Genomic DNA, 26,212 nt, shown 5'->3' with positions numbered 1-26,212 from the left:
TCAAATTCGCAAGACACCTCGGCTTGACCGGGAGCCCGGTACTTAAACTTTTCACCCTTGAATAAAATTGTCGCGCCAGGTGGCATTCTGGCGCAGCCAGAGAGGAGCCCTGCTGCCAACACTGTCAACACACTAAGGAACTTGGGGATTTTGAGAGCAACATAGGTCATTGATCTGATTTCCTGCCATAGGGCGTCTCATGTCGTATTCGTCATCGAATGCAATAATCCCAAAACCGCTGCGCACTTTTTGGGGGACATGCATTAGACGCATTCGCCCGCGGCAAAACCGGAAGCCCAGGCCCACTGAAAATTATAGCCGCCGAGCCAGCCGGTGACGTCGACGCATTCGCCGATGAAATAGAGGCCGGGCACGGCTTTTGCTTCCATGCTGCGGGAATCGAGCGCTGCCGTGTCGATGCCGCCAAGCGTCACTTCGGCGGTGCGGTAGCCCTCCGAGCCGGACGGTTTCACCGCCCAGTTCTGGACGCCGGCGGCAAGACGCAGCAGCGCCTTGTCGGGCAGGTCGGCCATATTGCCAGAGATCTTTTCGCGCTCTACGAGAAATTGTGCCAGCCGCTTCGGCAGGATATCGCCGAGTGCCGTCTGCGGCGACTGACGGCCATTGATCTGTTTTGCCGCCTTCAGATGGGCCGCGACGTCGATATCCGGTTCGATCGCAATGACGATCTCGTCGCCTTCGCGCCAGTAGGAGGAGATCTGCAGGATGGCGGGGCCGCTCAGTCCGCGATGGGTGAAGAGCAGCGCTTCGCGGAAGGCGGTCCTGCCGTGGCGGATTTCGGCCGGGGCGGCAATGCCGGCGAGCGGCGCGATGCTTTCCAGCAGGCCGGGATCGAGCGTCAGCGGCACGAGGCCGGGTCGGGTTTCGAGCACGGCCAAGCCGAACTGCTCGGCGAGGCGATAGGCAACGCCGGTGGCGCCCATCTTCGGGATCGACTTGCCGCCGGTGGCGACGATCAGCGACGATGCTTCACAGTGACCTTCGCTCGTCGATACACGGAAGCCGGCTTCGGTCTTTTCGACGGCTGATATTTCTGTGCCGAGATGCAGCACTGCACCGGCCGTGCGCATCTCCGCCAGCAGCATGCGGATGATGTCTTTGGCGCTATCGTCGCAGAAAAGCTGGCCGAGCGTCTTTTCGTGCCAGGCGATGCCGTGGCGATCGACCATGGCGATGAAATCGGCGGGCGTGAAACGGGCAAGCGCCGACTTGCAGAAATGCGGGTTGGCGGAGAGGAAATTCTTCGGTCCGGCATGGATATTGGTGAAATTGCAGCGGCCGCCGCCTGATATGCGGATCTTCTCGCCAGGCGCCCTGGCATGGTCGAGGATGACGACCGAGCGGCCGCGTTTTCCGGCACGGATGGCGGCCATCATGCCCGCCGCTCCGGCGCCGATGACGATAACGTCGCTTTTGCGCTGCAAACCCGTTTCCCCGATCAAACCCCGCGTCTTCTTTTCCATCAAAGGGCGAAAGTCAACGTTCTCAACCCCTCGCCAATTGGCAAAGTCTGGTTATGATGGCGCCACGATCAACGCAAACCGGTGTGTCATGTCCCCAAAAAAGACGACGCTGAAGCCTGCCAGAAACGTACCCGCCTCGAAGAAAACTCCCCCGGAGCCCGGATCCCTGCGCGGTGTTGCAAACTGGAAGGAAGCAGCGCGGTGGCTGAGGGACAGGGGCATCGAAGACATCGAATGCATCACGCCTGATCTTGCCGGCGTTGCGCGCGGCAAGATGATGCCGAGTTCGAAATTCACCTCCAACACCTCGCTGGCGCTGCCTTCGGCAATCTACCGGCACACGATTTCGGGCGAATATCCCGACGAGACGGAGAGCTTCCGCTATGAGCCGCGCGACAGCGACCTGAAGCTGATGCCCGACCTTTCGACGCTTTCCGTCGTGCCCTGGGAGACCGACCCGACGGCGCAGGTGATCTGCGACATCGTCGATTCGGACGGTGGGGAAGTCCCCTATACGCCGCGCAACGTGCTGAAGCGGATCATGAGCCTCTATCATGAGCGCGGCTGGAAGCCGATCGTGGCGCCCGAGATCGAATTCTACCTGGTCGCCAAGAACGACGATCCCGACTATCCGCTCCACCCGCCGAAAGGCCGGTCCGGCCGCTCGATCCTCGGCGGCCAGGGTTATTCGATCGCCGGCATCAACGAGTTCGACGAGCTGATCGACGACGTCTATCATTTCTCGGAGAAGCAGGGGCTGGAGATCGATACGCTGATCCATGAAGAGGGACCGGCGCAGATGGAGATCAACCTGCGCCACGGCAATCCGATCGAACTTGCCGACCAGGTGTTCCTGTTCAAGCGAACGATCCGCGAGGCGGCGCTGAAACACGACATCTACGCGACCTTCATGGCCAAGCCGATGCAGGGCCAGCCGGGTTCGGCGATGCATATCCATCAGTCGGTGGTCGATATCGAGACGGGCAAGAACATCTTCTCCAATCCCGACGGATCGGCTTCGAAGGAATTTTTCCATTTCATCGGCGGCATGCAGAAATTCGTGCCGAGCGCGATGGCGATGCTTGCACCCTACGTCAATTCCTACCGGCGCCTGCAGCCCGATATGTCCTGCCCGGTCAACAATGCCTGGGGTTACGACAACCGGACGACGGCGTTCCGCGTGCCGGTTTCCGATCCGCAGGCGCGGCGCGTGGAAAACCGGCTGCCGAGCTCGGACGCCAACCCCTATCTCGCACTCGCCGCCTCGCTCGCCTCCGGCCTGCTCGGAATCATGAACGAGATCGAGCCGACGGCGCCGACGGAGGATTCGGCCAATGAGGGCTCGATCGACCTGCCGCGCGGCCTGCTGGAGGCCGTGGCGCTGCTCGAGGACGAACCCGCCTTCGAGGGGATGTTCGGCAAGCAGTTCATCGGCCTTTATGCCGGCGTCAAGCGCGGCGAGTTCGAAACCTTCATGCAGGTGATCAGCCCTTGGGAGCGGGAATTCCTTCTGCTCAACGTGTGAGGGACCATCATGGCATCGCAGGAGACATGGCAGAGCCCCATCGCGCCCGGGCTGTCCTGGTATCAGGCAACGGTCGGGGAGCGGCCCACTTATGCCGCTCTCGACGGCTCGAGAACATGCGACGTCGCCATCGTCGGCGGCGGTTATACCGGCCTGCAGGCCGCCTATAATCTTGCCAAAGCAGGCGTTTCAGTGGTGCTGATCGAGGCCTGCCGCTTCGGCGACGGGGCGTCCGGGCGCAATGGCGGGCAACTGGGCACCGGCCAGCGATGGTGGCCGGAAGAACTCGAGGAGAAGATCGGCTACGAACGCTCGAAGGCGCTGTTCGATCTTGCCGAAGCGGCCAAGCGCCATCTCATCGATTTCGCCCGCGAGCATCAGATCGAGATCGACTATGTGCCCGGCCAGCTCAACGTCGCCCACAAGGCGAGCTACAAACGCGACTACTACGAAAATGCCGAAATCGCCGCCTTACGCTACGGTTATCCGTATCTCAGCTTCATGGACGAGGAGGAAACGCAAGAGAGGCTCGGCTCGAAGCGTTTCCATTGCGGCGTGCGCGATGTCGGCACCGGCCATATCCATCCGCTGAAGCTGCTGGTCGGGCTGGCGCGGGTCGCTGCCAATGCCGGTGCTGAAATCTTCGAGATGACCAAGGCAACGGCGGTCCGCCAGAGCGGCGGCAAGGTGACGATCGAAACCGAAAGGGGAACGATCACCGCTGAGCGCGCGCTGATCGCCTGCAACGGTCATATCGGTGACCTCGAACCGGTGACGGCGAGCCATGTCATGCCGATCCGCTCCTTCATCGGCGCCACGGCGCCGCTTGACGGGCATCCCGATGTGCTGCCCGGAGGCGAGGCCGTGGCCGATTCGCGCTTCGTCGTGCGCTACTTTCGCAAATTCGGCGACGGCCGCCTGCTGTTCGGCGGACGCGAGGCCTATACCTCGGACAATCCGCGGGACATTTCTCTGCACATCCGCCGGCAGATTGCCGAGATCTACCCGGACCTCAAGGACATCGAGATCACCCATGCCTGGGGCGGCAACGTCGGTATCACCATGCCGCGCCAGCTCTTCGTGCGCGAGGTCATGCCCGGTGTCATCTCGATCGGCGGTTATTCCGGCCATGGCGTCATGCTGTCAAACTACTGTGGCAAGCTCTACGCGGAAACGGTGCTTGGAAAATCTCGCGATCTCGACCTCTTCACATCGCTTGATATTCCAGCCTTTCCCGGTGGTGCGCGCATGCGGGCGCCGTTGCTTTTCCTCGCCTTGTCGTGGTTTGCGCTTCGCGACAAGTTTTAGTCCGATTGCGGATTTCATCTTCCGGAAATTCGCTCTAAAACCGGTGCCTGAGAGATTCATTGCACTGCACACTGGCTTTTTTAAATCGATTAGATTAAAAGAGCCGTCAACCAAGCCTGATTGAGAGACAAGCTCATGAGCAGCCAAATCATTCCCGTTGAGCCTTTTGATTACGTCGTTTTCGGCGGCAGCGGCGACCTTGCCGAACGCAAATTGCTGCCCGCCCTTTATCATCGCCAGATCGAAGGCCAGTTCAGCGAACCGACCCGCGTGATCGGCGCCTCGCGCAGCCCGTTGACCCACGAGGAATACCGCAATTTTGCCCGCGATGCGCTGAAGGAACACCTGAAGAAGGGCGAATATGACGAGGCTGAGGTGGAGAAGTTCTGTGCCCGCCTCTACTACGTCTCGGTCGATGCCCGCACGGATACCGGCTGGGATCAGCTGAAGAAGCTGCTCGACGAAGGCAAGGACCGCGTGCGCGCCTTCTATCTCGCGGTCGCGCCCGGCATCTTCGGCGATATTTCGCAGAAAATCGCAGACCATAAGCTGATCACCAAGTCGACCCGCATCGTCGTCGAAAAGCCGATCGGCCGCGATCTCGCCTCGGCGCTGCAGCTCAACGACACGATCGGCCGCGCCTTCAAGGAAGAGCAGATCTTCCGCATCGACCACTATCTCGGCAAGGAGACGGTGCAGAACCTGATGGCGCTGCGCTTCGCCAACGCGCTCTATGAGCCGCTGTGGAACGCCAACTATATCGACCACGTGCAGATCACCGTGGCTGAATCGGTCGGCCTCGAAGGCCGCGCCGGCTATTACGACACGGCGGGCGCACTGCGCGATATGGTGCAGAACCACATCCTGCAGCTGCTCTGCCTGACGGCGATGGAAGTGCCCTCGTCGATGGATTCGGAAGCCGTACGTGACGAGAAGTTGAAGGTGCTGCGCGCGCTGAAGCCGCTCAATGCCTCCAACGTGGAGCAGGCGACGGTCCGCGGCCAGTATCGCGCCGGCGCATCGCGCAGCGGCCCGGTCAAGGGCTATCTCGAAGAGCTGGAAGGCGGCGTCTCGAACACCGAGACCTTCGTCGCCATCAAGGCCGAGATCAACAACTGGCGCTGGGCCGGCGTTCCCTTCTATATACGAACCGGCAAACGCCTGACCGGGCGCATGTCCGAGATCGTCATCACCTTCAAGCCGATCCCGCACGCGATCTTCGACCAGGCGGCCGGGCGCATCGTCGCCAACCAGCTGATCATCCGCCTGCAGCCTGATGAGGGCGTCAAGCAGTCGCTGATGATCAAGGATCCGGGTCCGGGCGGCATGCGCCTGCGCAACGTCTCGCTCGACATGAGCTTCGCCCAGGCCTTCAACGTCCGCAATCCGGACGCCTACGAGCGCCTGCTGATGGACGTGATCCGTTCCAACCAGACGCTGTTCATGCGCCGCGACGAAGTCGAAGCCGCGTGGAAATGGGTGGATCCGATCCTCAAGGGTTGGGAAACGACCGGCCAGCAGGTGCAGGGCTATACGGCCGGCACCTGGGGGCCGAGCCAGGCCATCGCGCTGATCGAGCGTGACGGCCGCACCTGGCATGACGAAATCTAGGACAACATCGATGACATCGACCCTGCATTCCTTCGCCAGCGCCGCAGACCTCGCCGGCAGTCTCGCCGATAAGGTCGCCGATACGCTTTCGGCAGCGATCGCCGCCCGCGGAACGGCGTCCATCGCCGTTTCCGGCGGCTCCACACCGAAGGCCTTCTTCCAGGCGCTTTCGACGCGCGACATCGCCTGGGAAAAAGTGACGATCACGCTTGTCGACGAACGCTTCGTGCCGGCCGACAATCCGCGCTCGAACCATCTGCTGGTCGACGCCAATCTGCTTCAAAACAAGGCAAAGGCGGCGCGCTTCGTGCCGCTTTACCAGCCGGCACCTTCCGTCGAGGAAGCTGCAAGACTTGCGGCGGCAAAAAGCGCCGAGATCGGCATCCCCTTCGACATCGTCATCCTCGGCATGGGTGGCGACGGCCACACCGCCTCGTTCTTTCCCGGCGGCAGCAATCTTGCCAAGGCGCTCGACGCATCGACGCCGCGCGGCATCATCACCATGGAAGCGGAAGGGGCCGGCGAGCCGCGCCTGACCTTCACCTTCTCCAGTCTTGAGGATGCCGCACTCCTGGTTCTCCATATCGAGGGCGAAGGCAAAAAAGACGTTCTCGCCAAGGCGGAAGGCAGCGGTGAAGAGGCAGAAATGCCGATCCGCGCCATTCTGCGCCGGGCCACTTCCCCGGTCGAGATCTACTGGGCTCCCTGATCCGCCGTAGATTTGAAATTCAGATCTAGGCCGGAGCCGCCGAAACAGATAGAGACAACGAACAAGGCAGGGATTTTCCATGTCCGCTCATGCACGCATCTCTGCGATCACCGATCGCATCGTCGAACGCTCGAAGCCCACCCGCGAACGCTATCTCGAACGCCTGCGCGCGGCCGCCTCGCAGGGCGTGCAGCGCTCGGTGCTTGGCTGCGCCAACCTCGCCCACGGCTTCGCGGTCTGTTCCCCCGCCGACAAGGATGCGCTTGCCGGCGACCGCATCGCCAATCTCGGCATCATCACCGCCTATAACGACATGCTCTCGGCCCACCAGCCGTTCGAGACCTATCCGGCGATCATCCGTGAGGCAGCCGCCGAAGCAGGCGGCGTGGCGCAGGTGGCCGGCGGCGTGCCAGCGATGTGCGACGGCGTCACCCAGGGACAGCCGGGCATGGAGCTCTCGCTCTTCTCGCGCGATCTGATCGCCATGTCTGCGGGCGTCGGCCTGTCGCACAATATGTTCGATGCCGCCCTCTTCCTCGGCGTCTGCGACAAGATCGTGCCAGGCCTGGTGATCGCAGCCCTGTCCTTCGGGCACCTGCCGTCGATCTTCGTTCCGGCCGGCCCGATGACCACAGGCCTGCCGAACGACGAGAAGTCGCGCGTGCGCCAGCTCTTCGCCGAGGGCAAGGTCGGACGCGCCGAACTGCTGGAAGCGGAATCGAAATCCTATCACGGCCCCGGCACCTGCACCTTCTACGGCACCGCCAATTCCAACCAGATGCTGATGGAGATCATGGGCTTCCACATGCCGGGCTCCTCCTTCATCAATCCCGGCACGCCGCTGCGCGAAGCGCTGACGCGCGAAGCTGCCAAGCGGGCGCTGGCGATCACCGCGCTCGGCAACGAATTCACGCCGGCGGGCGAGATGATCGACGAACGCTCGGTCGTCAACGGCGTCGTCGGCCTGCATGCGACCGGCGGCTCGACCAATCATACGCTGCACCTCGTCGCCATGGCGCGGGCAGCCGGCATCCAGCTCACCTGGCAGGACATTGCCGAGCTTTCGGAAATCGTCCCGCTGCTTGCCCGCGTCTATCCGAACGGACTGGCCGACGTGAACCATTTCCAGGCGGCCGGCGGCATGGGATTCCTCATCAAGGAACTGTTGAAACACGGCCTGGTGCATGACGACGTTCGCACCGTCTTCGGTCAAGGTCTCCAAGCCTATACGGTCGACGCCCGTCTCGGCGAAAAGGGCGCCGTCCTGCGCGAGCCGTCGCCGGAAAAAAGCGTCGATCCCAAAGTGCTCTCCAGCATCGAGACGCCGTTCCAGGCGAATGGCGGGTTGAAGATGCTGCGCGGCAATCTCGGCAAGGCGGTCATCAAGATATCGGCCGTCAAGCCGGAGCGTCACATCATCGAAGCGCCAGCGGTCATCTTCCACAGCCAGCAGGAGCTGCAGGATGCCTTCAAGGAAGGCAAGCTCAACCGCGATTTCATCGCCGTCGTGCGCTTCCAGGGCCCAAAGGCGAACGGCATGCCGGAACTGCACAAGCTGACGCCACCGCTCGGCGTGCTGCAGGACCGCGGCTTCCGCGTAGCGCTGCTCACCGACGGGCGCATGTCCGGCGCATCCGGCAAGGTGCCGGCCGCGATCCACGTCACGCCGGAAGCGGTCGACGGCGGTCCGATCGCCCGCATCCGCGAGGGCGACATCATTCGCCTCGACGCGATCAAGGGCACGCTCGAGCTGCTCGTCGATGCGGCCGACATGGCCGAGCGTGAACCTGTCGTCGTCGATCTTTCCGACAATGAATTCGGGATGGGCCGCGAGCTCTTCGCACCGTTCCGCCGCGCCGTCGGACCTTCGGACCAGGGTGCGAGCGTGCTCTTCCACCACTGAGCGTGGTCACTGGAGACAGACAAAAACCCACGGGGCGCGCGCAGCACCCCGTGGGTTTTTGATTTCAGTCGAATGGTCCCTCAGGCCCGGACGTCGAGAACGTAGTCACGGTGGGCCGGATGGGTGCTGTAGACGAAGATCTTGTTCAGCTCCTTCTGCGTCAGCAGGCGCAGGAAGCGCACGTCGATCGTATTGTTGGCGTTGACCTTCATCAGCAGGCAGCCGACCTTGGTGATGCGGGCATCCGGAATATCCAGATAGAACTGCTTCGGTAGGCTGAACTGGGTCAGGATCGCGAGTGTCGCGCTGCTCATCGAGATCCGGACAATGTCGCAGCGGCGCGAAGCCGCGTGCATGACGCCCTTTTCCGTATATTCGATGCGCGCGGCATTCATCGTGTCCTCCATTTTGAACCGCGCCTCGCGGTCATACATGAAGGATTCTTCCTTGCTCAGGAAATGAGATTTTGGCTGTGACGGATTGGAAGCGGCCACGTGCTTATCCCCCTCATAAATTGACGAGGAAAAGGTAGCAGCCGATCTTTAACAGAAAGTGAGAATTCGGCCCGTCCTGCACAATTCCTGGGGTGATCACCCCAAAAATGGCCGCCTCATTTCCGGTAGGTATGACCGGTTGCGTCAAAGAGATGCAACTTCTGCCTGTCGGCGGCAAACCGCATCCTCTGGCCCTTCTTCACATCATAGATGCCGGGCAGTTTGACGACGATCGGCTCGCCGGGAACCAGGCCCTCGATATAAAGCAGCGTCACTTCGCCGAGCGCTTCGACGATCGACACCTCACCTTCGAAAAGGTAGTCGGCGCCGTCGGCAACCCCGAGATCCTCCGGACGAACGCCGAAGCTTGCCTGCTTGCCCATTTCGGACGCATCGGTCGCGATATCGAGCGTCACCGACATGCCGCCGGTCAGCGTCACCGTCGTCTGGCTTCCAGTCCCTGATATCGTCGCGGGGATGATGTTCATCGCCGGCGAGCCGATGAATTTCGCAACAAAGAGGTTTGCCGGGCGCTCGTAGAGGTCCAGCGGCGCACCGACCTGCTCGATATTGCCGGCGGAGAGTACGACGATGCGGTCGGCGAGCGTCATCGCCTCGACCTGGTCATGGGTGACGTAGATCATCGTCGTATCGGCCATCTGTTCGTTCAGACGGGCGATCTCGATGCGGGTCGCGACGCGCAGCGCGGCATCGAGGTTGGAGAGCGGCTCGTCGAACAGGAAGACCTTGGGATCGCGGCAGATGGCGCGGCCGATCGCCACGCGCTGGCGCTGGCCGCCGGAAAGCGCCTTCGGCAGGCGACCGAGATATTGGGTCAGCTGCAGGCTCTCGGCCGCCGCCTTGACGCGGCGATCGATTTCCTGCTTGCTTTCGCCGGCGATCTTCATGCCGAACGCCATGTTATCGAAGACGGTCATATGCGGGTAGAGCGCATAGGACTGGAAGACCATGGCGATGCCGCGCTTGGAGGGCGGCACGTCATTGACGAGATGGCCATCGATATACATCTCACCGCCGGTGATCGCCTCAAGACCGGCGATCATGCGCAGAAGCGTGGATTTGCCACAGCCGGACGGACCGACGAAGACGATGAATTCGCCCTGCTTGATATCGAGGTCGATACCGTGGAGAACGTCCACGGAACCGTAGGATTTGCGAATATCCTTCAGCGTCAGTCCAGTCATTTCTCTCTCCCCTGCGTTCTTTAGGCGAGACGGGCGAAATACGCCCCCCAGGCCGGAATATCGATCTTGTCGCCATAGTTGTTGCTGGTAAAGCCATGGCCCGTCAATGCCTGCCATTCTCCCGCCGGCAAGATGACGCCGACCTCGGCCGGGCTCATGTTGAAGATGCAGAGCAGCTTCTCATTGCCGTATTCACGGGTGAAGACCAGGCTATCGCCCTGTGTTTCCTCGAATTCGATCTCGCCCTTGGCAAAAGCCGGGTGCAGCTTGCGGAAGGCGATGAAGCGGCGATAGTGCTCCAGCACCGAAGTCTCGTCGCCCAGCTGAACGCTGACGGCACGCAGGATATGCTCGACGGGCACCGGCAACCAGGGCTTGACCGTCGAGAAGCCGCCCTGGGCGACCTGGCTGTCCCAGACCATCGGCGTGCGGCAGCCGTCGCGGCCCTTGAATTCCGGCCAGAACTGGATGCCATAGGGGTCCTGCAGATCCTGATAGGCGAGATCGGCCTCGGTCAGCGCCAGTTCCTCGCCCTGATAGAGGCAGACGGAGCCGCGCAGCGTCAACAGCAAAGAGGCATAGAGCTTGGCAAAGGCGTCGTGATCGGCGACCAGCCCACCCCAGCGGCTGACATGGCGCATGACGTCGTGATTGGAGAGGGCCCAGCAGGCCCAGCCATCCGGCGCCGCAGCTTCGAAATCCTGCATCACCTCCTCGACCCGCTCCGGCGTCAGCGGATCGGGTGCCAGGAACTCGAAGGCATAACACATGTGCATCTTGTCGTTGCCGGAGGTGTATTCGCCAACGATTTCGAGGCCGCGCTGGCTGTCGCCGACTTCGCCGACGGCGGCGATCGCCGGGAACTCCTCGAGAACGGCGCGAAAACGCTTCAGGAAGGCAAGGTTTTCGGGCCGGTTCTTGTCGTAGATATGCTCCTGAAAATTATAGGGATTGACCGCCGGCGCCGTCGAGGCGTTGCGGCGCTCGGGCGCAAGCGCCGGATTGTCGCGCAGCTGCGTGTCATGGAAATAGAAATTGATGGTGTCGAGGCGGAAGCCGTCGACGCCGCGATTGAGCCAGAAGCGCACGACATCGAGCAGACGGTCCTGCACCTCAGGGTTATGCAGGTTCATGTCCGGCTGCGAGGTCAGGAAATTGTGCATGTAATATTGCATGCGCGTCGGATCCCACGCCCATGCCGAGCCGCCGAAGATCGACAGCCAGTTGTTCGGCGGCGTGCCGTCCGGTTTGGCGTCCGCCCAGACATACCAGTCGGCCTTCGCGTTGGTCTTGCTGGAGCGGCTTTGGACGAACCAGGGATGCTGATCCGAGCTGTGGGAGATGACGAGGTCGATCATTACGCGGATGCCGAGGCGATGGGCCTCTGATATCATCGTGTCGAAATCCACCAGCGTGCCGAAGATCGAATCGACGTTCTCGTAATCGGAAACGTCATAACCGAAATCGCGCATCGGCGAGGTGAAGAAAGGCGAGATCCAGATCGCATCGACGCCAAGGCTTGCCACATGGGGCAGGCGGGCGGTGATGCCCTTCAGGTCGCCGATGCCGTCACCGTTCGAATCCTGGTAGGAGCGCGGATAGATCTGATAGATCACCGCGCCGCGCCACCAGTCCTTGTCAGGGGTCGAGATCGATTGGGAAGCCACGTTCATGGAATATCCTGTTTGAAGTCACGTTCGGGAATGGTCAGCCTCCCTTGACCGAACCCGCCAGCAGACCGCGCACCAGGTAACGCTGAAGCCCAAAGAAAACGAGCAGCGGCACGATGATGGTGACGAAGGCTGACGCCGTCAAAATCTCCCAATTGCCGCCGCGTGAGCCGAGCAGCGCGTTCAGGCTGCCGGTCAGCACGATGTGGTCCTTGTCGGTGCCGAGGAAGACCATGGCGACGAGCAGGTCGTTCCACACCCATAGGAACTGGAAGATGGCGAAGGAGGCGAGTGCCGGGAAGGAGAGAGGCAATACGATGCGGACGAAGATCTCGAAATCGCTCGCGCCGTCGACACGGGCGGATTCGATGATCTCCTTCGGCAGGCCGGCGATATAGGCCCGTAAGAGATAGATGGCGAGCGGCATGCCGAAAGCGGTATGAGCCAGCCAGATGCCGGGATAGGTCTTCGACGGCTGGCCGAGCATGTTGCCGATCTCGTTGTAGAGACGCAGCAGCGGGATCAGGGACATCTGCAGCGGCACGACGATGAGGCCGACGACGAGCGCGATCAGCAGCGCGCGGCCGGGAAACTCCATCCAGCTCAGGGCATAAGCGGCGAAAGCGGCAATCAGGATCGGGATGATCGTCGCCGGGATCGTCACGGTCAGCGAGTTGATGAAGGATTGGCCAATGCCCTCGCCTCTTAGAACCGTGTTGTAGTTCTGCATCGTGAATTCCGGCGGTGCCGAGACGGATGCATAGATGCGCCGCGGGCGCTGGTCGGGCGAAAAGGCGGCGTTCTTCACATAGCGATAACTGCCGTCGCTGTTGATCTGGAGGGTTTCACCGTCGCCGAGATCGGCGGTCTCACCGGCCTTGAAGGCGGCCGGCTGCTGCACGCGGTTGCCGAAGGCCTTCACCTCGCGGCCGGTCTGGCCTTCCAGCACATTGCCGACAATGACATAGGCGGCACCTTCCTGCTGCTGCTGGTCCGGTGTGCCCAAGCGAACGGCAACGGTCTGCGTCGAGCCGACGAAGGCCGTCCACCAGCCGGAGACGACGATCTGGTCCTTGTCGCGCAGCGCACTGACAAAGATGCCGAGCGTCGGGATGAGCCAGATGATGACGATTAAGAGAACGGCTGCGTGAACGAAGAGCCGGGCGGGGCCGATCTTGAAGTAGCTTCCGATAGCGGTCATCTCAGTGCCCCTTCAGTTCGCGATTGGCGCGGCGCACGTTCCAGACCATGATCGGCGTGACGGCGAGCATGATGATGATGGCGATGACCGCGCTTCGGCCGGAATCGCCGCCGCCGCGGAACATCCAGTCGAACATCAGGTTCGCCAGCACCATCGTCTGCCACTGGCCGTTGGTCATGGTCAGCACGATGTCGAAGACCTTGAGGACGAGGATGGTGATCGTCGTCCAGACGACGGCGATGCTGCCCCAGACTTGCGGCACCATGATGCGCCAGAAGATCTGCCAGCCATTGGCGCCGTCGATGACGGCCGCTTCGATCGTCTCTTCCGGAATGCCGCGAAGAGCCGCCGACAGGATGACCATGGCGAAACCGGTCTGGATCCAGATCAGAATGATCATCAAGAAGAAGTTGTTCCAGAAGGGAATGGAGATCCACACCTCCGGCGTGCCGCCGAAGGTCTGGACGATGGCGTTCAGCAGGCCGATCTGGACGTCGTTGCCGCCGCGATATTCATAAATGAATTTCCAGATGACCGAGGCGCCGACGAAGGAGATCGCCATCGGCATGAAGACGATGCTCTTGGCGATATTGCCCCACCAGATGCGATCGGTCATCACGGCGATAACGAGGCCGAAGAAGGTGCAGGCAGCCGGCACGACGGCGAGCCAGAGAATGTTGTTGAAGATCGACTGGCGGAACTCGCGGTCGCCGAGCGCCCATTTGTAGTTAGCGAGGCCGACGAACTGCAGACCGGCGCGGTCGTAGAAGGAGAGGATGAAGGTCGCAACGACGGGATAGACGAGATAGACGATGAGCAGGAAGAGCGCCGGGCCGATGAACAACCACGGCCGGACGAGTGCACGCCGGTTGAGATTGCGCGATGCGGCGCGGATGTCGCCATCCTTCACCGGCAGAGCGAGATCCAGGATCTTGTTCGAAAAATAGAAATAGGCCGAGCACGCGACAACGGCGACGACCACGACACTTAAAGCGGATACTATCTGCAACAGCATTTCGTCCCTCCCCTGCTTCCCCTGATCTTATTCCGACCGGTTTTTATTCTGACGGGTCAACGCCGGTCATCGTCAATTTATTTGTATTGCCCAATCACAATATATCCTGCGATGGCCGGGCTCTTTGCGAGCCCGGCCAGTCATGCAAAGCCATGCCGCCGGCAAGCCGGCGGCATAATTTTGAAAGATTACTTGATGCCGTCCCAGGCGCTCTGGATTTCGCCTGCAGCCTCTTCAGCGGACTTGCCGCCGACGAAATCGACCATGCCGGTCCAAAAGGCGCCGGCGCCGATCTTGCCCGGCATCAGGTCGGAACCGTCGAAGCGGAAGGTGGTGGCGGAGGTCAGGATATCGCCTTCCTTCTTCATCTGCGGGTTGGCATAGGCCTCGGTGCTGACGCTCTTATACGGCGTCAGGAAGCTCGACTGCGCCATCCAGACCTCATGGGCGATCGGGGTTTTCAGGAAGTCGATGAAGGCGCGAGCAGCCTTCGAGTCCTTGGCGATCGAGACGAGCGTGCCGGCGCCCAGAACCGGCTTGCCGAGTTCGGGATGCGAAGCAAAGGTCGGCATGTAGAAGAAGTCGGCATCCTGGCCGAGCTTCGTGCCCTCAGGGAAGAAGGACGGGATGAACGAGGCCTGATGGTGCATGTAGCACTTCGGCGGAACCGCAAAGAGGCCCTTCGGGCTGTCGCGGAAATCGGTCGAAGCCACGGCTGCGACGCCGCCATCGACGTATTTGGCGTTCTTGGCGAACTTGCCGAACTCGTCGATCGCGGCAACGACGGCCGGATCGGTGAACTTCAGCTCGTTGGTCGTCCACTTGTCATAGGCTTCCGGCGGCTGCATGCGCAGCATGATGTCCTCGACCCAGTCGGTCGCCGGCCAGCCGGTGGCGCCGCCGGAACCGAGACCGATGCACCAGGGAACGCCGCCGTCCTTGACGATCTGGTCGGTCAGGGCATGCAGCTCTTCCATGGTCGTCGGGATCTTGTAACCGGCTTCCTCGAAGTTCTCCGGAACATACCAGACCAGCGATTTTACGTCGGCCTTGTAGGGGAAGGCGTAGAAGGCTTCCTTGCCGTCCTTGCCCTTGTAGGTGCCATAACCGACCCAGCTGTCGCCGGCGCCGTAATTGTCCTTGATCCACTTGGAGTTGTCATCGCCGAGCGGCGTCAGGAAGCCCTTGCTGGCGAGATCGGCCAGGAGGCCGGGCTGCGGCAGAACGGCAATGTTCGGCGGCGAACCCGCCTGCGTGTCGATGACGATCTGCTGTTCGTAGTTTTCGGAAGAGGAGTATTTGGCATCGATACCGGTGGCTTCGGTGAAATAGGCAAGCACGCTCATGAAGAACGCCTCGTCCTCACCGCGCCACGGCCCGAAGATCGTCAGCGGCTGACCCTTCAGATCGGCATGAGCAGCCTTGAACTCGTCATAGCTCTTCCAGTTGAACTTGGAATCCTGTCCCGGGGCAAATTTCAAATCGGCCGCGGACGCAGCACCGGCAAAAAGCGCTGCCACGGCAACGCCCATCAAAAATGACTTTTTCATGTGATCAACCTCCCATCACAATCCCAACCGCGCCGAATTCCCTTAATAAAAGAAATTTCAAAGCGCTTTGACACCAAACTCATTCCACTTTCGGTGGAATGGAGTCAAGTTAATTCGCGAAAACCCGTTGTGAATACGCCAGATATCGCGGCATATCGCGGCGCAACAGCGCCTATCGGGAAATATGGAGCGATTTTTCTTGAGTCAAGCGCGCCAGATGATACATAATTGAAAGCGCTTTGGATGCCACTGGGAGGCGGCAGGCCTTTTCAAGACGGCTGACGGGCGGGCTGGGAGGAAGCATAGCAGGTGAATCTCAAACAGCTATCGGAATTGCTGGGGCTGTCTCAGACGACGGTGAGCCGGGCGCTCAACGGCTATCCCGAGGTCAATGAGGCGACCCGGGAGCGCGTGCTTCAGGCTGTCAAGGAAACCGGATACAGGCCGAACAAGGCGGCGCAGCGGCTTGCGACCGGCAAGGCAGGCTCGATCGGTCTCGTCATGCCGACGGCGCCCGGCCACCAGTCCGACGTGCATTTCGGTGAATTCCTGGCCGGGCTCGGCGAAGAGGCCGTGCGCCACGATTTCCACTTCGTCATCATGCCGGCCGACCCGGATGACGAGGTGGCGGCGCTGCGCCGCCTTGCGATCAGCGGCAATGTCGATGCCCTGTTCGTCGCCTATATGCGCGGCCACGACCCGCGGCTCGCCATGCTGAAATCGCTCTCCATGCCCTATGTCGTGCACGGTCGCTCATACGGTTCGGAGCCGGATTATCCCTATCTCGACATCGACAACGAAGGTGCCTTCTACGATGCGACGCGGCTGTTGCTGCAACTCGGCCATACGCGTTTTGCGCTGATGAACGGGCCGATGCATCTCGATTTCGCCATCCGCAGGAAGAACGGCGTCCTATCAGCCCTTGCCGAGCGCGGGCTCACGCTCGAGGAGGGTTGCACGAGCCACGCGCTGATGACCGACGAACAAGGCCTGCTGGCGATGGAACATTTCCTGCAATTGCCGGAGCGGCCGACAGCGATCCTCTGCTCCAGCACGGTGCTGGCGCTCGGCGCGATCCGCGCGGTCAACCAGGCCGGATTGCGGCTCGGTGAGGATATCTCACTGATCGCCCATGACGACGTGCTGCCGCTGCTGAAACCGGAAAGCTTTTCCGTACCGCTGACGACGACCCGCTCTTCATTGCGGGCGGCCGGCCTGCGTATCGCGCAGCGGCTGATCGGCACGGTGAAGCATGCCGGCCCCTTCCCCGACCAGGAGCTCTGGAAGACCGAGCTGATCGTCAGGGCCTCGACCGGTCCCGTTCCCCAGTCCTAGAACAGGATGCCGAAAACCGCTCACACTTTTCGGCATCATGTTCTAATCAAAACTGCGGCGGCGTCTGCCCTGCCGTGCGGTGGGCGGCGATGACCGTGTTGGCCATCAGCATGGCGATGGTCATCGGCCCGACGCCGCCGGGAACCGGAGTGATGGTGCCGGCGACCGCCGAGACCTCCTCGAAGGCGACGTCGCCGACGAGCCGGGTCTTGCCTTCGCCTCTTTCGGGGGCTGCCACCCGATTGATGCCGACGTCGATGACCGTCGCACCGGGCTTCACCCAATCGGCCCTGACCATCTCCGGCCGGCCGACGGCGGCCACCAGGATATCGGCGTTGCGGCAGACCTCGGCGAGATTCCTGGTCCTGGAATGAGCAATCGTCACCGTCGCATTGGCGTTGAGCAGCAATTGCGCCATCGGCTTGCCGAACAGGTTGGAGCGACCGATGACGACGGCGTTGAGGCCGGAGAGATCCTCGCCATGGGTGCGGCGGACGAAGACCATGGCACCGGCCGGGGTGCAGGAGACAAGTCCGGTCTTCAGGTCGCCGGTGGCGAGCTTGCCGGCATTGACGACGCTCAGGCCGTCGACATCCTTTTCCGGCAGGATCGACTGGATGATCGCCTCGCTGTCGAGCGGCTTCGGCAAGGGCAGCTGCACCAGAATGCCGTGGATCGACGGATCGGCGTTGAGGGTGGCGACGAGAGCTGCCAGATCCTCCTGCTTCGTTTCCGCCGGCAGCGTGTGCTGAACGGACTTGAAGCCGCACTCCTTGGCCATGCGGCCCTTGGAGCCGACATAGGCGTGGCTTGCCGGGTCGTCCCCGACGATGACGACCGCAAGGCCGGTGGTGACGCCGCTGCTCCTTTCCAGCGCCGCCGTCGCACTCTTGACCGTCTGAATGACCGATGCAGCTACGTTCTTTCCGTCGATTACTGTCGTCACGCGTGTCTCCGCCCTGTTTCGCGTCAATCTATGGATACTCGGCGAGCGTCAATTGCCCGCTAACGCCCTATCCTGTCGGAAAGCGGCAATGCAATAGCAAGCTTGCAAGGAAATGTTCGTTCAGCGCAGCGGCTGCCGCGCTTCGAGCGCATGAACACGAAGCCGGTCGCGCAGGCCGGAGATTTCGGAGCGCAGCAGCTCCATTTCGTCGAGCGGCGCGGGGGCAGGCACAGGCATTGAGGGCAGTGGGGCCTGCGGCCGGGATACGGGCTTTTTCTCGCTTGCGGAATCGGCGACGGGCCTACGCAGCCGGAGCAGGAAAGCCGCAGCAAGGCCTATCGCAAGGCCCGCCGCGGCACCAGTCAGGGTTCGGCCGATCAGACCATCGCTTCCCGATACTGCGGTTGCCAACGCCGGCTTCAGGAGAACGATACGACCGTCGGCGGCCGTTTCCACCGCTGCGGACGTCGCCTCTTCGAGGCGCGAGCGGGCGGCATTCGCCTTTTCGCTGAGTTCGGTCAGGCGTGACAAATCGACGCCGGTGTCCCGGCTCTGGGCGATCAGCGTGTTGCGGCGATCGTTCAGGCCCTTGCGCGCATCGACGGCGGCCTTAGCAGTGAGGTTGGCAGTCTGGGCAAGACGGGTAAGCTCCTTGCCCATATTCTCCTTGAGACCGTCCGTTTCGGCCTGCTGCTGCAAGAGGCGCGGATGGCGCGGACCAAGCTCGGCCGAAAGCTGCGCAAGCGTCGTTTTGGCGACGGAATATTTGTCGCGCCAGTCCTGTAGCGCCGGCGAAAGCATATCAGAGGGGAGCGAGCCGTCGAGCACTTCGGCAAGTTTTGCGGCCTTGAGCCGGTCGGCCTGCGCCTTGGCGGCAAGGATATTCTGGTCTGCCTCTTTCAGATCGGCATCGAGCCGGTCGATCTGGCGGCGAAGATCGGTCGCTACCTTGACATTGCCCTCGCCGCTCTTCGCGGTGAAGGCGGCAAGCTCCGCTTTCACTTCGTCATAGGTTTTACGCAAGGCGGCATCGGTCTCGACGTTGCCGCCGGCTCCGTCTGCTGCGGACACCGCTTCGGCAAGCCTTGCGGCGATGCGCATGGATTTGCCGCTGTCGCCGGTCGTCACCCTGACGAGGATGGTGCCGGCGGCGGCATCGGGCAGTATCTCGACCGCATGTTTCAGCGCAGCCTCGGCGCGCGAGGCCGGATCGGCAGCAGCACCGGTCGCCGAGAGCAGATCGAGCGCGACGCCGAGCGCATTGGCGCTGGCGCCGGCAAATTCGGGATCATGATCGAGTTTCAGGGCGGCCACCGTCGAAGCAACCACCCGCGCCGACAGCAGCCCTTTCGCCGCGGCCTGGGTGAAGGCAGCGCGACTTGCTACATCGCTCTTCACCGCAAGTGTCGCCTCGGCACGATAGAGGGCGGGCGAAGCTGGCATCAGCGCCGGCAAGCCCGCGCCGATGATCGTCGCGGCGGCCACCATCATCGCAAGGCCGATCCCGCTCGCCCGACGCAGCGGCGCTACCGACCGGGGGTCGGCGGGCTCTTCACGGACCGCGGCCAGGGGTGCGGGTGAGATCATCGGCTGGTCGGCCGGAACGCCCAGCTCTTCATCGCCCGCCGGCTCCTGAGGAAGCGGATGGCCGACGTCGTTGGCGGCCCGGAGGCGGTTGCCGAGGATGGTTTCGATGCGGTCGACCAGCGGTGCGGTGCGCGCCGCACTGGCGCGCTGTTCTTCCAGCGCGCGGCCGATGGCGCGCAGCAATTCGGCCTCGGGCGGCGCGATATCAGGCCGGCTCGACCGGGGCGGAGCATAGGAATCGTCATGGGGGCGCGGCCCTGCGGCTGCGCGATCCTGGAAGCTGTTTCTGGCCCTGATATCGTACATTTGCGCCACATCTCATGCACATGATGGCCGAGTTCGCTCATCCGCACGAATGCAGATGATTAAACGACTCTAAATATTCATGGCAAAGAAATGGTTAACCGCGGCGGGCAAGAATTGCTAAGCCGCGCATCCTGTTAGACACGCGGCGCTATAAGCTCAGCTCGCCTTCTTATGGTCCGACTGCGGCTGCAGCGCGTTGCCGTGCTCTTCCGGATAGCTGAGGATCCTTTCGCGCCGGCGGAAGCGGTAGCGCAGGACATGGAAGAGGAAGACCGGGATGCCGACGATGTAACGGCGCCAGAGGCGCGTCGGCTCCTGCAGCAGGCGATAGGCCCATTCCAGACGCATCATCCGCACCGTCTTCGGCGCGCGCGGCACGGCGCCGGAGACGAAGTCGAAGAGAGCGCCCACCGTCAACACCAGGCGCGCATGATCGGCGCGGATATTGTTGTGAACCCATTTCTCCTGCAGCGGCGTTCCCATGCCGACAATCAGGATATCGAGCTTCTGATGTTCGAGCTCCTCGATGACATCAGTTGGATCGACCTTGTCGAAATAGCCGTCGGAAACGACGACGAATTCATGCCAAGGCGTGTGCCTGCGGAAATTTTCTGCCGCCGCCTCGACGACCGTGCGCGTGCCGCCGATGAGGCCGATGCGGCGCGGGGCCTCCATGAAGGTCAGGAAGGCCGGCACAAAATCGGTGCCGTTCAGATTGGCGGGAAACGGCGCACCATGGGCGATTTGCGATGCGATGTTGAGGCCGATACCGTCAGGCAGCACCAGATTGTGCGACATAATCCGGTAATATTCGTCGTCGCGTAGCGTCGTCAGCATGTTGTGGGCGTTGACGAAGCAAACCACGGTCTGGCCAACGGGAATGGAGGCCAGCTCGTTGATGAAAACGAGGGCGTCGTCCCAGCCGAGATCGCAGACCGGCAGATCGAAGATCGTCCGCCGCGATGCGAGCACCGCGAAGTTGGCAATCAGATTCATTCCTACCTCCTGCCGAGGGTGCTGCATGCGCCCGACATCCCGGAAAACAAGCCCATATTTCCGCACCGGAGGTCTCGAAAGGACCGGTCGCGTCCCGCCGGTGCGCGTCCCTCCGATCCCGGAGAAGCGGCGCATGCCAAGCTGTGACACCTGATATAACAGGACGGTTTCAAACAACCCTTAGGAAAATTCCTTGAATTTCCATGCTCGCATAAGTAGTTTATTAACCACGCGCGCCAACGGCAAACGGCGCCCGAGGGCGCCGTTTGCCGTCAATGATATGATAGTCGTTAATGGGCCGCTGGCGCCGGTGCTTCGGCGGCCGGTGCGGTCTCGACGATCTTGACCGGTGCACCCACCTTCTTCAGCTGACCGGCGGAGCTTTCCTTGACCTCTTCCTTGGAAAGATAGTCGAGCTGCTCCAGCATCACGTCGGCGACGTATTCGCCACCGAGGCGTTCGTTCATGCCCTTCTTGATCTCTTCGCGAAAAGCCTTCGGATCGAAGGATTTGATGTGGGCGATATCGACCATCTTGTTGCCGACCAGCAGGCTGAAAAGCTCGTCCGTCGTCATCTCGCTCAGTGGCAGCGTCACGCCTTTCAGCATGTCCTTGTTCATCATGAACGAAACGCGGCCGAGGAAATAGCCGGTGATCGCACCGTTGCCGATGATCGGCACCGTGATCGTTTCGCCCTTCACCAGTTCAAGCGCGCTCTGCTTGGAATCCGTTGCTGCGGGCGCCGGCGCGGTCGCCAGGTACACCGAGAAATAGACCGAGGCCAAGGTGATGGCGCAAACCCAGACACCGGTGAGGACGAGCTTGACCATCAGTTTCCACGCGCGGCAAATTGTTCCTGGGAATAGGTGCCGTCGGCGTCGGCGTCCTGAACTGCATTCTTCAGCAGGTCGGCGACAGCGCGAACCGCTTCGAGATGCGCCTCAACGCGACGGGCATTGAGAACCAGCTTCTTCTTTAGGCCGTGCAGCTGATCGAGATGGGCAGCGGCAAGCTCGGCCGGATCGGTGTCGCGGAAAAGCGTCGACAGCTCGTAGAGGCAGCGGCTCTTGTGGGCATTGGAGACCTTGAGATCGAACTGCGGGTCGTTGCCGATCCGGGTGTTCTCATTGTCGATGATCATTTCGAGGCGTCCGAGAACGGATTTGATCCTGTATTCGTTCGAAATTATTTCCATGATACCCTCGGTTATGCTTCGCTTAGATCATGATGCGAAAAACGTACGGAGTTTTCGGACAACAGCATGCTCTAACTGTTAACTGGAACGGGATTCGGATTTTTGGCCAACCGGCCTAAGATCATCCTGTTCTATCGGTCTTGGCTTCGGCGGTCGGCGTGCCAAAGGTCTTACGCTGGAAGTCGTCGATCATGCTGAGCGCGGTGTTGCGGTCATCGTCGTCTGTGGAGGCATTGACGATCTTGCCTTCCTGCCGGCGCAGAAGTTCGCTGTACATCTGCTTGGCAATGCCGATGCCGTCACCCTTGGCGATGGTGTTGCCGAGCTGCTCGGCCATCATGCCTTTCCAGATATCGCCGGTCGCGCCCTTGCCGTAGACCTCTTCGCTTTCGCTCGGCAGCATGGACTTGACGAAATTTTGCAGGACCATGGCTTCGAACTTCCGGTAGCTTTCCGGAACTTCCTCGGTCTTGGTGCGGTTCTGGACGTTGGCGAGGCCGCTCTTCTGGCCGACATGATCGAGAACGTCGACCGTATTGGAGAAGCCTTTGCCATTTTCGGCGAGACTCGTTGCGGCAAAGGCCGCACGATTTGCCTTCAACTTTTCCTGGGCCGCCTGAACCTCCATGGGGTCGGCAGCTTTGACAACGTCCAGGACCAGATCACTGGGAGGCGAAATAGCCACGTTACAATCCTCTGAATTTAAGATCGTAACGACTATGGTTTTTGAAGCTTGCTGGAGGCTGGCGTTGCGAATTGCTGATCGATGACATCGTAGACGGCGTTGTCATCGGCCTCGCGGCGCTCGGCCTCGAGTGCTTCCTTCATGCCCTCTTCAAAGCGGTCACCCTTGGCGCGCTCGCGCGCCAGCCGCATCTCGTGGATCTGCTGCATGCCGGTCAGCTGCTGGTCCTTGATGCTGAGCCTGCCGAATCGGTCGGCGTAATTCTGCGAGAAGGCATGGTGGACGGGGTCCATCGAGCCGAGCGCGAGGATGACGTCGTCCATCGCCACATTCACCTCGACACGCTGGCGGCTGGTTTCGGCCAGATCGTTCTCGGCCATTCTTTCGATATGCCGCTGCACCGAGAGCAGCCGCTTGAGCTTCTGGGAGCGCTTCTTTTCAATCATATCGGCCTCATCGCCCGATATAGATCGAGGCGAAGGACTGGCCGAACTGGCTGACCATCGCCGCAATCGAGAAATAGATCAGGAAGAGCCCGCCCATCAGCAGATAGGGCGTGGAGATGAAGTAGACCGGGATCTGCGGCGCCAGCTTGTTGATGAAACCGATCGAGACGTTGAAGATCAAGCCGTAGATCAAAAACGGGCTCGACAGCCGCAGCATGATGTAGGTGGTCTGCTCCAGCGTGTCGGTAAAGGATATCAGCGTCGCGCGCATCTGCATCATACCGCCGAATGGCATGGTCGTGTAGGAATCGATCAGCGCGCGGAAGACGATGTGATGGAAATCCATGATGAAGAGGATCATCATGCCGGCAAAGGTGATAAAGGCCGACAGGCTGGTCTCCGGCGTATCTTCGATGACGTCGGCGGAGCCCGGCTGGGTGTAGCCGACCATCATGGCGGTGATCGAGGCGGCGAACTGCATGCCGAGCGTGTAGATCCTCGCCAGCATGCCATACATCACGCCGATCAGCGATTCGCTGAAGATCAGGCCGATATAGGTTCCGGCACCGGTGTGAACGGCCGGATAGACAGTATCCCAGAGCAACGGCATGACGGCGATCGAAAGCGCGCTGGCGATGAAGACGCGCAGCTGTGCGGGAACGCGCGCCGAGGAAAAACCCGGAAGAGCCAGCACACAGCCACCGATCCGGCAGAAAACCAGAAACAGCGCGAGAACGGTCCCTTGCGGGTCTGTTATCATGAAATAGAGCCCAAAATCTTTATCTCGATGCCCTTGGCCAGTTCGACATGCGACAGGACCGGGAGCGTGGCGAACAGCCTCTCGATGATCATGCGTACATAGGAGCGTGTTTCCGGCGACGTGACAAGTGCGAATGGCAGGCCGCGATCCATGAACTCACGGATAACTTTGGTGGCCTGCTCGCTGAACTCCTCCAGGCTGCGCGGATCGATGTCGAATTCGATCACCTCGCCCTTGGCGTCGCGCTTCAGCGCCTGGTGGAAAGCCAGATCCCATTTGCTGCCCAGCCGCAGCACGCGAAGCACGCCGTTGTCGGCGAGGTCGCCGCAGAGCTGCTGGGCCATGCGGATGCGGACATGCTCGACGATCTGCTCGGTCTTCCTGACATGCGGGGCGAGCTCGGCCACCGCCTCGAGGATAAGGTGCAGGTTGCGGATCGAGACACGTTCGGCAAGCAGCAGCTTGAGCACCGCCTGCAGGCCCGAATAGGACATGTGCGACGAGCAGATCTCGTCGGCAAGCTTCTTGTATTCGGGATCGAGCCGATCGATCAGCACCTTGACGTCCTTATAGGACAGAAGCTGCGGCAGGTTGTTGCGGATGACCTCGCTCATATGGGTCAGCACGACGGAGACATTGTCGATCGGCTGAAAGCCCTCGCGTTTCAGATCGTCGGCGAAGTTTTCGAGGATGGAGACGGCAGGCATGCCGAAAGCAGGTTCGCGGATTTCGTCGCCGGGAATGCTCGGCCGGCGGCCAGCACCGGTAACGACGAGGACTTCGCCGACGCGCAGCAGGTTGGAAGCGACCGTCGTGCCGTGGATGCGGATCTGATAGGACTTTTCAGCGATGGCGATATCGTCGGTCACCTTGATCTCGGGCACGACGAAGCCGTATTGCGTGGCGAACTTCTTGCGCATCTTGCCAACGCGGAAGGCGAGCTCCTGGTGGGCGCCGAGCAGGCGCGTCGAGACCATCTTGCCGAGTGCGAGCTCGATTTCGGAGGTGCGCAGCACCGCCTTGACCGAATCCTTTTCCAGCTCCTTATTCTGGACGACCTTCTTTTCTTCCTGCTCGCGGCGAAGCATGTTCTCTGCCTCGACCTGACGCGGGATGAACCAGGCGCCGAAGGCGAGAAGACCGCCGAGGACCACGAAGGGGATAAACGGCAGACCCGGCATCAGAGCCAGGATGAACATCAGCACCGCCGAGACGGAAAGCGCACGGGGATAACCGCTCAACTGGTTGACGACCGCCTGGTCGGTGGAGCCGGTGGTGCCGCCGCGGGAGACGAGAAGGCCGGCGGCGAGCGAAACGATGAGGGCCGGCATCTGCGAGACGAGGCCGTCGCCGACGGAGAGCTTGACGAAGACGTCGGCCGCTTCGCCGATCGGCATACCGTGGCGGAAGTAGCCGATGATGATGCCACCGAAGATGTTGATGCAGGTGATGATGAGGCCGGCGACGGCATCGCCGCGCACGAATTTCGACGCACCGTCCATCGCACCGAAGAACGAGCTTTCCTCCTCGAGTTCCCGGCGCCGGCGCTGGGCTTCCCTCTCGTCGATGATGCCGGCCGAAAGATCGGCGTCGATCGACATCTGCTTACCGGGAATGGCGTCCAGGGTGAAACGCGCGCCGACTTCGGCGATACGCGTGGCGCCCTTGGTGATGACGATGAAGTTGATGGTGATGAGGATCAGGAAGACGATCAGACCGATGACGAAGTCGCCGGACATCACCAGGCTCGCGAAACCGGCGATGACGCCGCCCGCTGCGTCATGGCCTTCATTTCCGTGGGATAGGATGACGCGTGTTGTCGCGATGTTCAGCGCCAGCCGGGTCATCGTTGCGATCAGCAGAATGGTCGGGAAAGACGAGAAATCGAGCGGCTTCTGGATCCACAGCGCGACCATCAGGATCAGCACCGAGAAGGCGATCGAGAAGGCCAGTCCCATATCGATCAGGAACGGCGGGATCGGCAGGAAGAGAATGCAGATGATGCCGATGATGCCGAGGGCAAATCCAACATCGCGCAGGTTGGGGGCGACTTTTGGAAGGGGGAGTGCAGGTGGTTGCGCCATGACGATTCCGTCTCTTCATGAGAGGAGGCGGGCATGCGGCCCGCCCAATTCGGATCGAGAATTAAATGGCGAAGCTTGCGCGAAGGTGGCTCAGAGCGGTTCAGCTTCTCATGGAAGCGTAGACCCGCTCTAACCTTTGTTTTTACGCAATCCCCCGGCAAAAGCGCTTCGCGCTTTGCCTGCCAAAACCGCAGCGC

22 protein-coding genes are annotated in these 26,212 nt (G+C 61.4%); 6 read left to right on the top strand and 16 right to left on the bottom strand.

Going from position 1 to position 26,212, the window contains the following annotated elements; all coding sequences use genetic code 11:
- Nucleotides 1-263: 263 nt before the first annotated feature.
- The gene (locus tag HFO71_RS08545; RefSeq protein WP_168256660.1) at nt 264-1,484 is read right to left on the bottom strand and encodes a BaiN/RdsA family NAD(P)/FAD-dependent oxidoreductase; all 1,221 of its coding nucleotides are present in this window, start codon (nt 1,482-1,484) and stop codon (nt 264-266) included.
- 88 nt (nt 1,485-1,572) lie between these two features.
- Between HFO71_RS08545 and HFO71_RS08540 the strand changes: the two genes are divergently transcribed.
- The 5 genes from HFO71_RS08540 to edd all read left to right on the top strand — a co-directional run bounded on the left by HFO71_RS08540 (nt 1,573) and on the right by edd (nt 8,540).
- A complete protein-coding gene (locus HFO71_RS08540; protein WP_131642109.1) occupies nt 1,573-3,009 on the top strand; it encodes a glutamine synthetase family protein in 1,437 nt (478 codons plus the stop codon).
- 9 nt (nt 3,010-3,018) lie between these two features.
- Nucleotides 3,019-4,317 (top strand): NAD(P)/FAD-dependent oxidoreductase, encoded by a 1,299-nt coding sequence (locus tag HFO71_RS08535; RefSeq protein ID WP_221987825.1) that lies wholly within the window; start codon nt 3,019-3,021, stop codon nt 4,315-4,317.
- Between the two features lie 135 nt (nt 4,318-4,452).
- Complete coding sequence (zwf, locus tag HFO71_RS08530; RefSeq protein WP_221987824.1) at nt 4,453-5,928, top strand: glucose-6-phosphate dehydrogenase; 1,476 nt, start codon at nt 4,453-4,455, stop codon at nt 5,926-5,928.
- A gap of 10 nt (nt 5,929-5,938) precedes the next feature.
- A complete protein-coding gene (gene pgl, locus HFO71_RS08525; protein WP_221967626.1) occupies nt 5,939-6,637 on the top strand; it encodes a 6-phosphogluconolactonase in 699 nt (232 codons plus the stop codon).
- Between the two features lie 79 nt (nt 6,638-6,716).
- Nucleotides 6,717-8,540: a phosphogluconate dehydratase gene (gene edd / locus HFO71_RS08520; protein ID WP_077977653.1), complete on the top strand. Its 1,824-nt coding sequence runs from the start codon at nt 6,717-6,719 to the stop codon at nt 8,538-8,540.
- Nucleotides 8,541-8,620: 80 nt separating this feature from the next.
- On the opposite strand, the gene HFO71_RS08515 is transcribed toward edd, so the two are convergent.
- The 6 genes from HFO71_RS08515 to HFO71_RS08490 form a co-directional block, all read right to left on the bottom strand.
- The gene (locus HFO71_RS08515) at nt 8,621-8,974 is read right to left on the bottom strand and encodes a hypothetical protein (RefSeq protein WP_077977652.1); all 354 of its coding nucleotides are present in this window, start codon (nt 8,972-8,974) and stop codon (nt 8,621-8,623) included.
- 176 nt (nt 8,975-9,150) lie between these two features.
- Nucleotides 9,151-10,239, bottom strand: coding sequence for an ABC transporter ATP-binding protein (locus HFO71_RS08510; RefSeq protein WP_077977651.1), 1,089 nt, complete (start codon nt 10,237-10,239; stop codon nt 9,151-9,153).
- Nucleotides 10,240-10,259: 20 nt separating this feature from the next.
- Nucleotides 10,260-11,912, bottom strand: a complete 1,653-nt coding sequence (bglA, locus tag HFO71_RS08505; protein WP_221953984.1) for a beta-galactosidase BglA — start codon at nt 11,910-11,912, stop codon at nt 10,260-10,262.
- A 34-nt stretch (nt 11,913-11,946) separates the two neighbouring features.
- Nucleotides 11,947-13,110, bottom strand: coding sequence for a carbohydrate ABC transporter permease (locus tag HFO71_RS08500; RefSeq protein WP_168283540.1), 1,164 nt, complete (start codon nt 13,108-13,110; stop codon nt 11,947-11,949).
- Between the two features lies 1 nt (nt 13,111).
- On the bottom strand, nt 13,112-14,125 hold the full coding sequence (locus HFO71_RS08495; RefSeq protein WP_025393183.1) for a carbohydrate ABC transporter permease: 1,014 nt from the start codon (nt 14,123-14,125) through the stop codon (nt 13,112-13,114).
- A gap of 188 nt (nt 14,126-14,313) precedes the next feature.
- Nucleotides 14,314-15,675: an ABC transporter substrate-binding protein gene (locus HFO71_RS08490; protein ID WP_011650499.1), complete on the bottom strand. Its 1,362-nt coding sequence runs from the start codon at nt 15,673-15,675 to the stop codon at nt 14,314-14,316.
- Nucleotides 15,676-15,984: 309 nt separating this feature from the next.
- Here HFO71_RS08490 and HFO71_RS08485 point away from each other — a divergent pair, with 309 nt between their 5' ends.
- Complete coding sequence (locus tag HFO71_RS08485; RefSeq protein WP_077977648.1) at nt 15,985-17,010, top strand: LacI family DNA-binding transcriptional regulator; 1,026 nt, start codon at nt 15,985-15,987, stop codon at nt 17,008-17,010.
- Nucleotides 17,011-17,056: 46 nt separating this feature from the next.
- Here HFO71_RS08485 and folD read toward each other — a convergent pair whose 3' ends face one another.
- The 9 genes from folD to flhA all read right to left on the bottom strand — a co-directional run bounded on the left by folD (nt 17,057) and on the right by flhA (nt 26,015).
- Nucleotides 17,057-17,956, bottom strand: coding sequence for a bifunctional methylenetetrahydrofolate dehydrogenase/methenyltetrahydrofolate cyclohydrolase FolD (gene folD / locus HFO71_RS08480; protein ID WP_077977647.1), 900 nt, complete (start codon nt 17,954-17,956; stop codon nt 17,057-17,059).
- Nucleotides 17,957-18,076: 120 nt separating this feature from the next.
- Nucleotides 18,077-19,849, bottom strand: a complete 1,773-nt coding sequence (locus HFO71_RS08475; protein WP_168286978.1) for a GumC domain-containing protein — start codon at nt 19,847-19,849, stop codon at nt 18,077-18,079.
- A gap of 156 nt (nt 19,850-20,005) precedes the next feature.
- Nucleotides 20,006-20,845, bottom strand: a complete 840-nt coding sequence (locus HFO71_RS08470) for a WecB/TagA/CpsF family glycosyltransferase (protein WP_168256653.1) — start codon at nt 20,843-20,845, stop codon at nt 20,006-20,008.
- A gap of 290 nt (nt 20,846-21,135) precedes the next feature.
- A complete protein-coding gene (locus tag HFO71_RS08465; RefSeq protein ID WP_168256652.1) occupies nt 21,136-21,675 on the bottom strand; it encodes a hypothetical protein in 540 nt (179 codons plus the stop codon).
- A complete protein-coding gene (locus HFO71_RS08460; RefSeq protein WP_017959015.1) occupies nt 21,675-22,040 on the bottom strand; it encodes a hypothetical protein in 366 nt (121 codons plus the stop codon). The genes HFO71_RS08465 and HFO71_RS08460 overlap by 1 nt, the downstream gene beginning before the upstream one ends.
- A 121-nt stretch (nt 22,041-22,161) precedes the next feature.
- Complete coding sequence (locus HFO71_RS08455; protein WP_221967625.1) at nt 22,162-22,725, bottom strand: rod-binding protein; 564 nt, start codon at nt 22,723-22,725, stop codon at nt 22,162-22,164.
- Between the two features lie 32 nt (nt 22,726-22,757).
- The gene (locus HFO71_RS08450) at nt 22,758-23,171 is read right to left on the bottom strand and encodes a hypothetical protein (protein ID WP_077977638.1); all 414 of its coding nucleotides are present in this window, start codon (nt 23,169-23,171) and stop codon (nt 22,758-22,760) included.
- Nucleotides 23,172-23,178: 7 nt separating this feature from the next.
- Entirely contained in the window at nt 23,179-23,931 is a 753-nt protein-coding gene (locus HFO71_RS08445) for a flagellar biosynthetic protein FliR (protein ID WP_077977636.1), read from the bottom strand.
- Nucleotides 23,928-26,015, bottom strand: coding sequence for a flagellar biosynthesis protein FlhA (gene flhA, locus HFO71_RS08440; RefSeq protein ID WP_077977635.1), 2,088 nt, complete (start codon nt 26,013-26,015; stop codon nt 23,928-23,930). The genes HFO71_RS08445 and flhA overlap by 4 nt, the downstream gene beginning before the upstream one ends.
- Nucleotides 26,016-26,212: the final 197 nt, after the last annotated feature.

The sequence above is a fragment of the Rhizobium laguerreae genome (assembly GCF_019778565.1).
Lineage (GTDB): Bacteria > Pseudomonadota > Alphaproteobacteria > Rhizobiales > Rhizobiaceae > Rhizobium > Rhizobium laguerreae.
The sequence above is the reverse complement of the archived record's forward strand: the minus strand, read 5'-3'. Positions and strand labels throughout refer to the sequence as shown.

What these genes read in the sequence shown, in the direction of transcription:
- HFO71_RS08545 (WP_168256660.1), bottom strand. Translation starts at nt 1,484, where the DNA reads ATGGAAAAGAAGACGCGGGGTTTGATCGGGGAAACGGGTTTGCAGCGC.
- HFO71_RS08540 (WP_131642109.1), top strand. Translation starts at nt 1,573, where the DNA reads ATGTCCCCAAAAAAGACGACGCTGAAGCCTGCCAGAAACGTACCCGCC.
- HFO71_RS08535 (WP_221987825.1), top strand. Translation starts at nt 3,019, where the DNA reads ATGGCATCGCAGGAGACATGGCAGAGCCCCATCGCGCCCGGGCTGTCC.
- zwf (WP_221987824.1), top strand. Translation starts at nt 4,453, where the DNA reads ATGAGCAGCCAAATCATTCCCGTTGAGCCTTTTGATTACGTCGTTTTC.
- pgl (WP_221967626.1), top strand. Translation starts at nt 5,939, where the DNA reads ATGACATCGACCCTGCATTCCTTCGCCAGCGCCGCAGACCTCGCCGGC.
- edd (WP_077977653.1), top strand. Translation starts at nt 6,717, where the DNA reads ATGTCCGCTCATGCACGCATCTCTGCGATCACCGATCGCATCGTCGAA.
- HFO71_RS08515 (WP_077977652.1), bottom strand. Translation starts at nt 8,974, where the DNA reads ATGTATGACCGCGAGGCGCGGTTCAAAATGGAGGACACGATGAATGCC.
- HFO71_RS08510 (WP_077977651.1), bottom strand. Translation starts at nt 10,239, where the DNA reads ATGACTGGACTGACGCTGAAGGATATTCGCAAATCCTACGGTTCCGTG.
- bglA (WP_221953984.1), bottom strand. Translation starts at nt 11,912, where the DNA reads ATGAACGTGGCTTCCCAATCGATCTCGACCCCTGACAAGGACTGGTGG.
- HFO71_RS08500 (WP_168283540.1), bottom strand. Translation starts at nt 13,110, where the DNA reads ATGACCGCTATCGGAAGCTACTTCAAGATCGGCCCCGCCCGGCTCTTC.
- HFO71_RS08495 (WP_025393183.1), bottom strand. Translation starts at nt 14,125, where the DNA reads ATGCTGTTGCAGATAGTATCCGCTTTAAGTGTCGTGGTCGTCGCCGTT.
- HFO71_RS08490 (WP_011650499.1), bottom strand. Translation starts at nt 15,675, where the DNA reads ATGAAAAAGTCATTTTTGATGGGCGTTGCCGTGGCAGCGCTTTTTGCC.
- HFO71_RS08475 (WP_168286978.1), bottom strand. Translation starts at nt 19,849, where the DNA reads ATGTACGATATCAGGGCCAGAAACAGCTTCCAGGATCGCGCAGCCGCA.
- HFO71_RS08470 (WP_168256653.1), bottom strand. Translation starts at nt 20,845, where the DNA reads ATGAATCTGATTGCCAACTTCGCGGTGCTCGCATCGCGGCGGACGATC.
- HFO71_RS08465 (WP_168256652.1), bottom strand. Translation starts at nt 21,675, where the DNA reads ATGGTCAAGCTCGTCCTCACCGGTGTCTGGGTTTGCGCCATCACCTTG.
- HFO71_RS08460 (WP_017959015.1), bottom strand. Translation starts at nt 22,040, where the DNA reads ATGGAAATAATTTCGAACGAATACAGGATCAAATCCGTTCTCGGACGC.
- HFO71_RS08450 (WP_077977638.1), bottom strand. Translation starts at nt 23,171, where the DNA reads ATGATTGAAAAGAAGCGCTCCCAGAAGCTCAAGCGGCTGCTCTCGGTG.
- HFO71_RS08445 (WP_077977636.1), bottom strand. Translation starts at nt 23,931, where the DNA reads ATGATAACAGACCCGCAAGGGACCGTTCTCGCGCTGTTTCTGGTTTTC.
- flhA (WP_077977635.1), bottom strand. Translation starts at nt 26,015, where the DNA reads ATGGCGCAACCACCTGCACTCCCCCTTCCAAAAGTCGCCCCCAACCTG.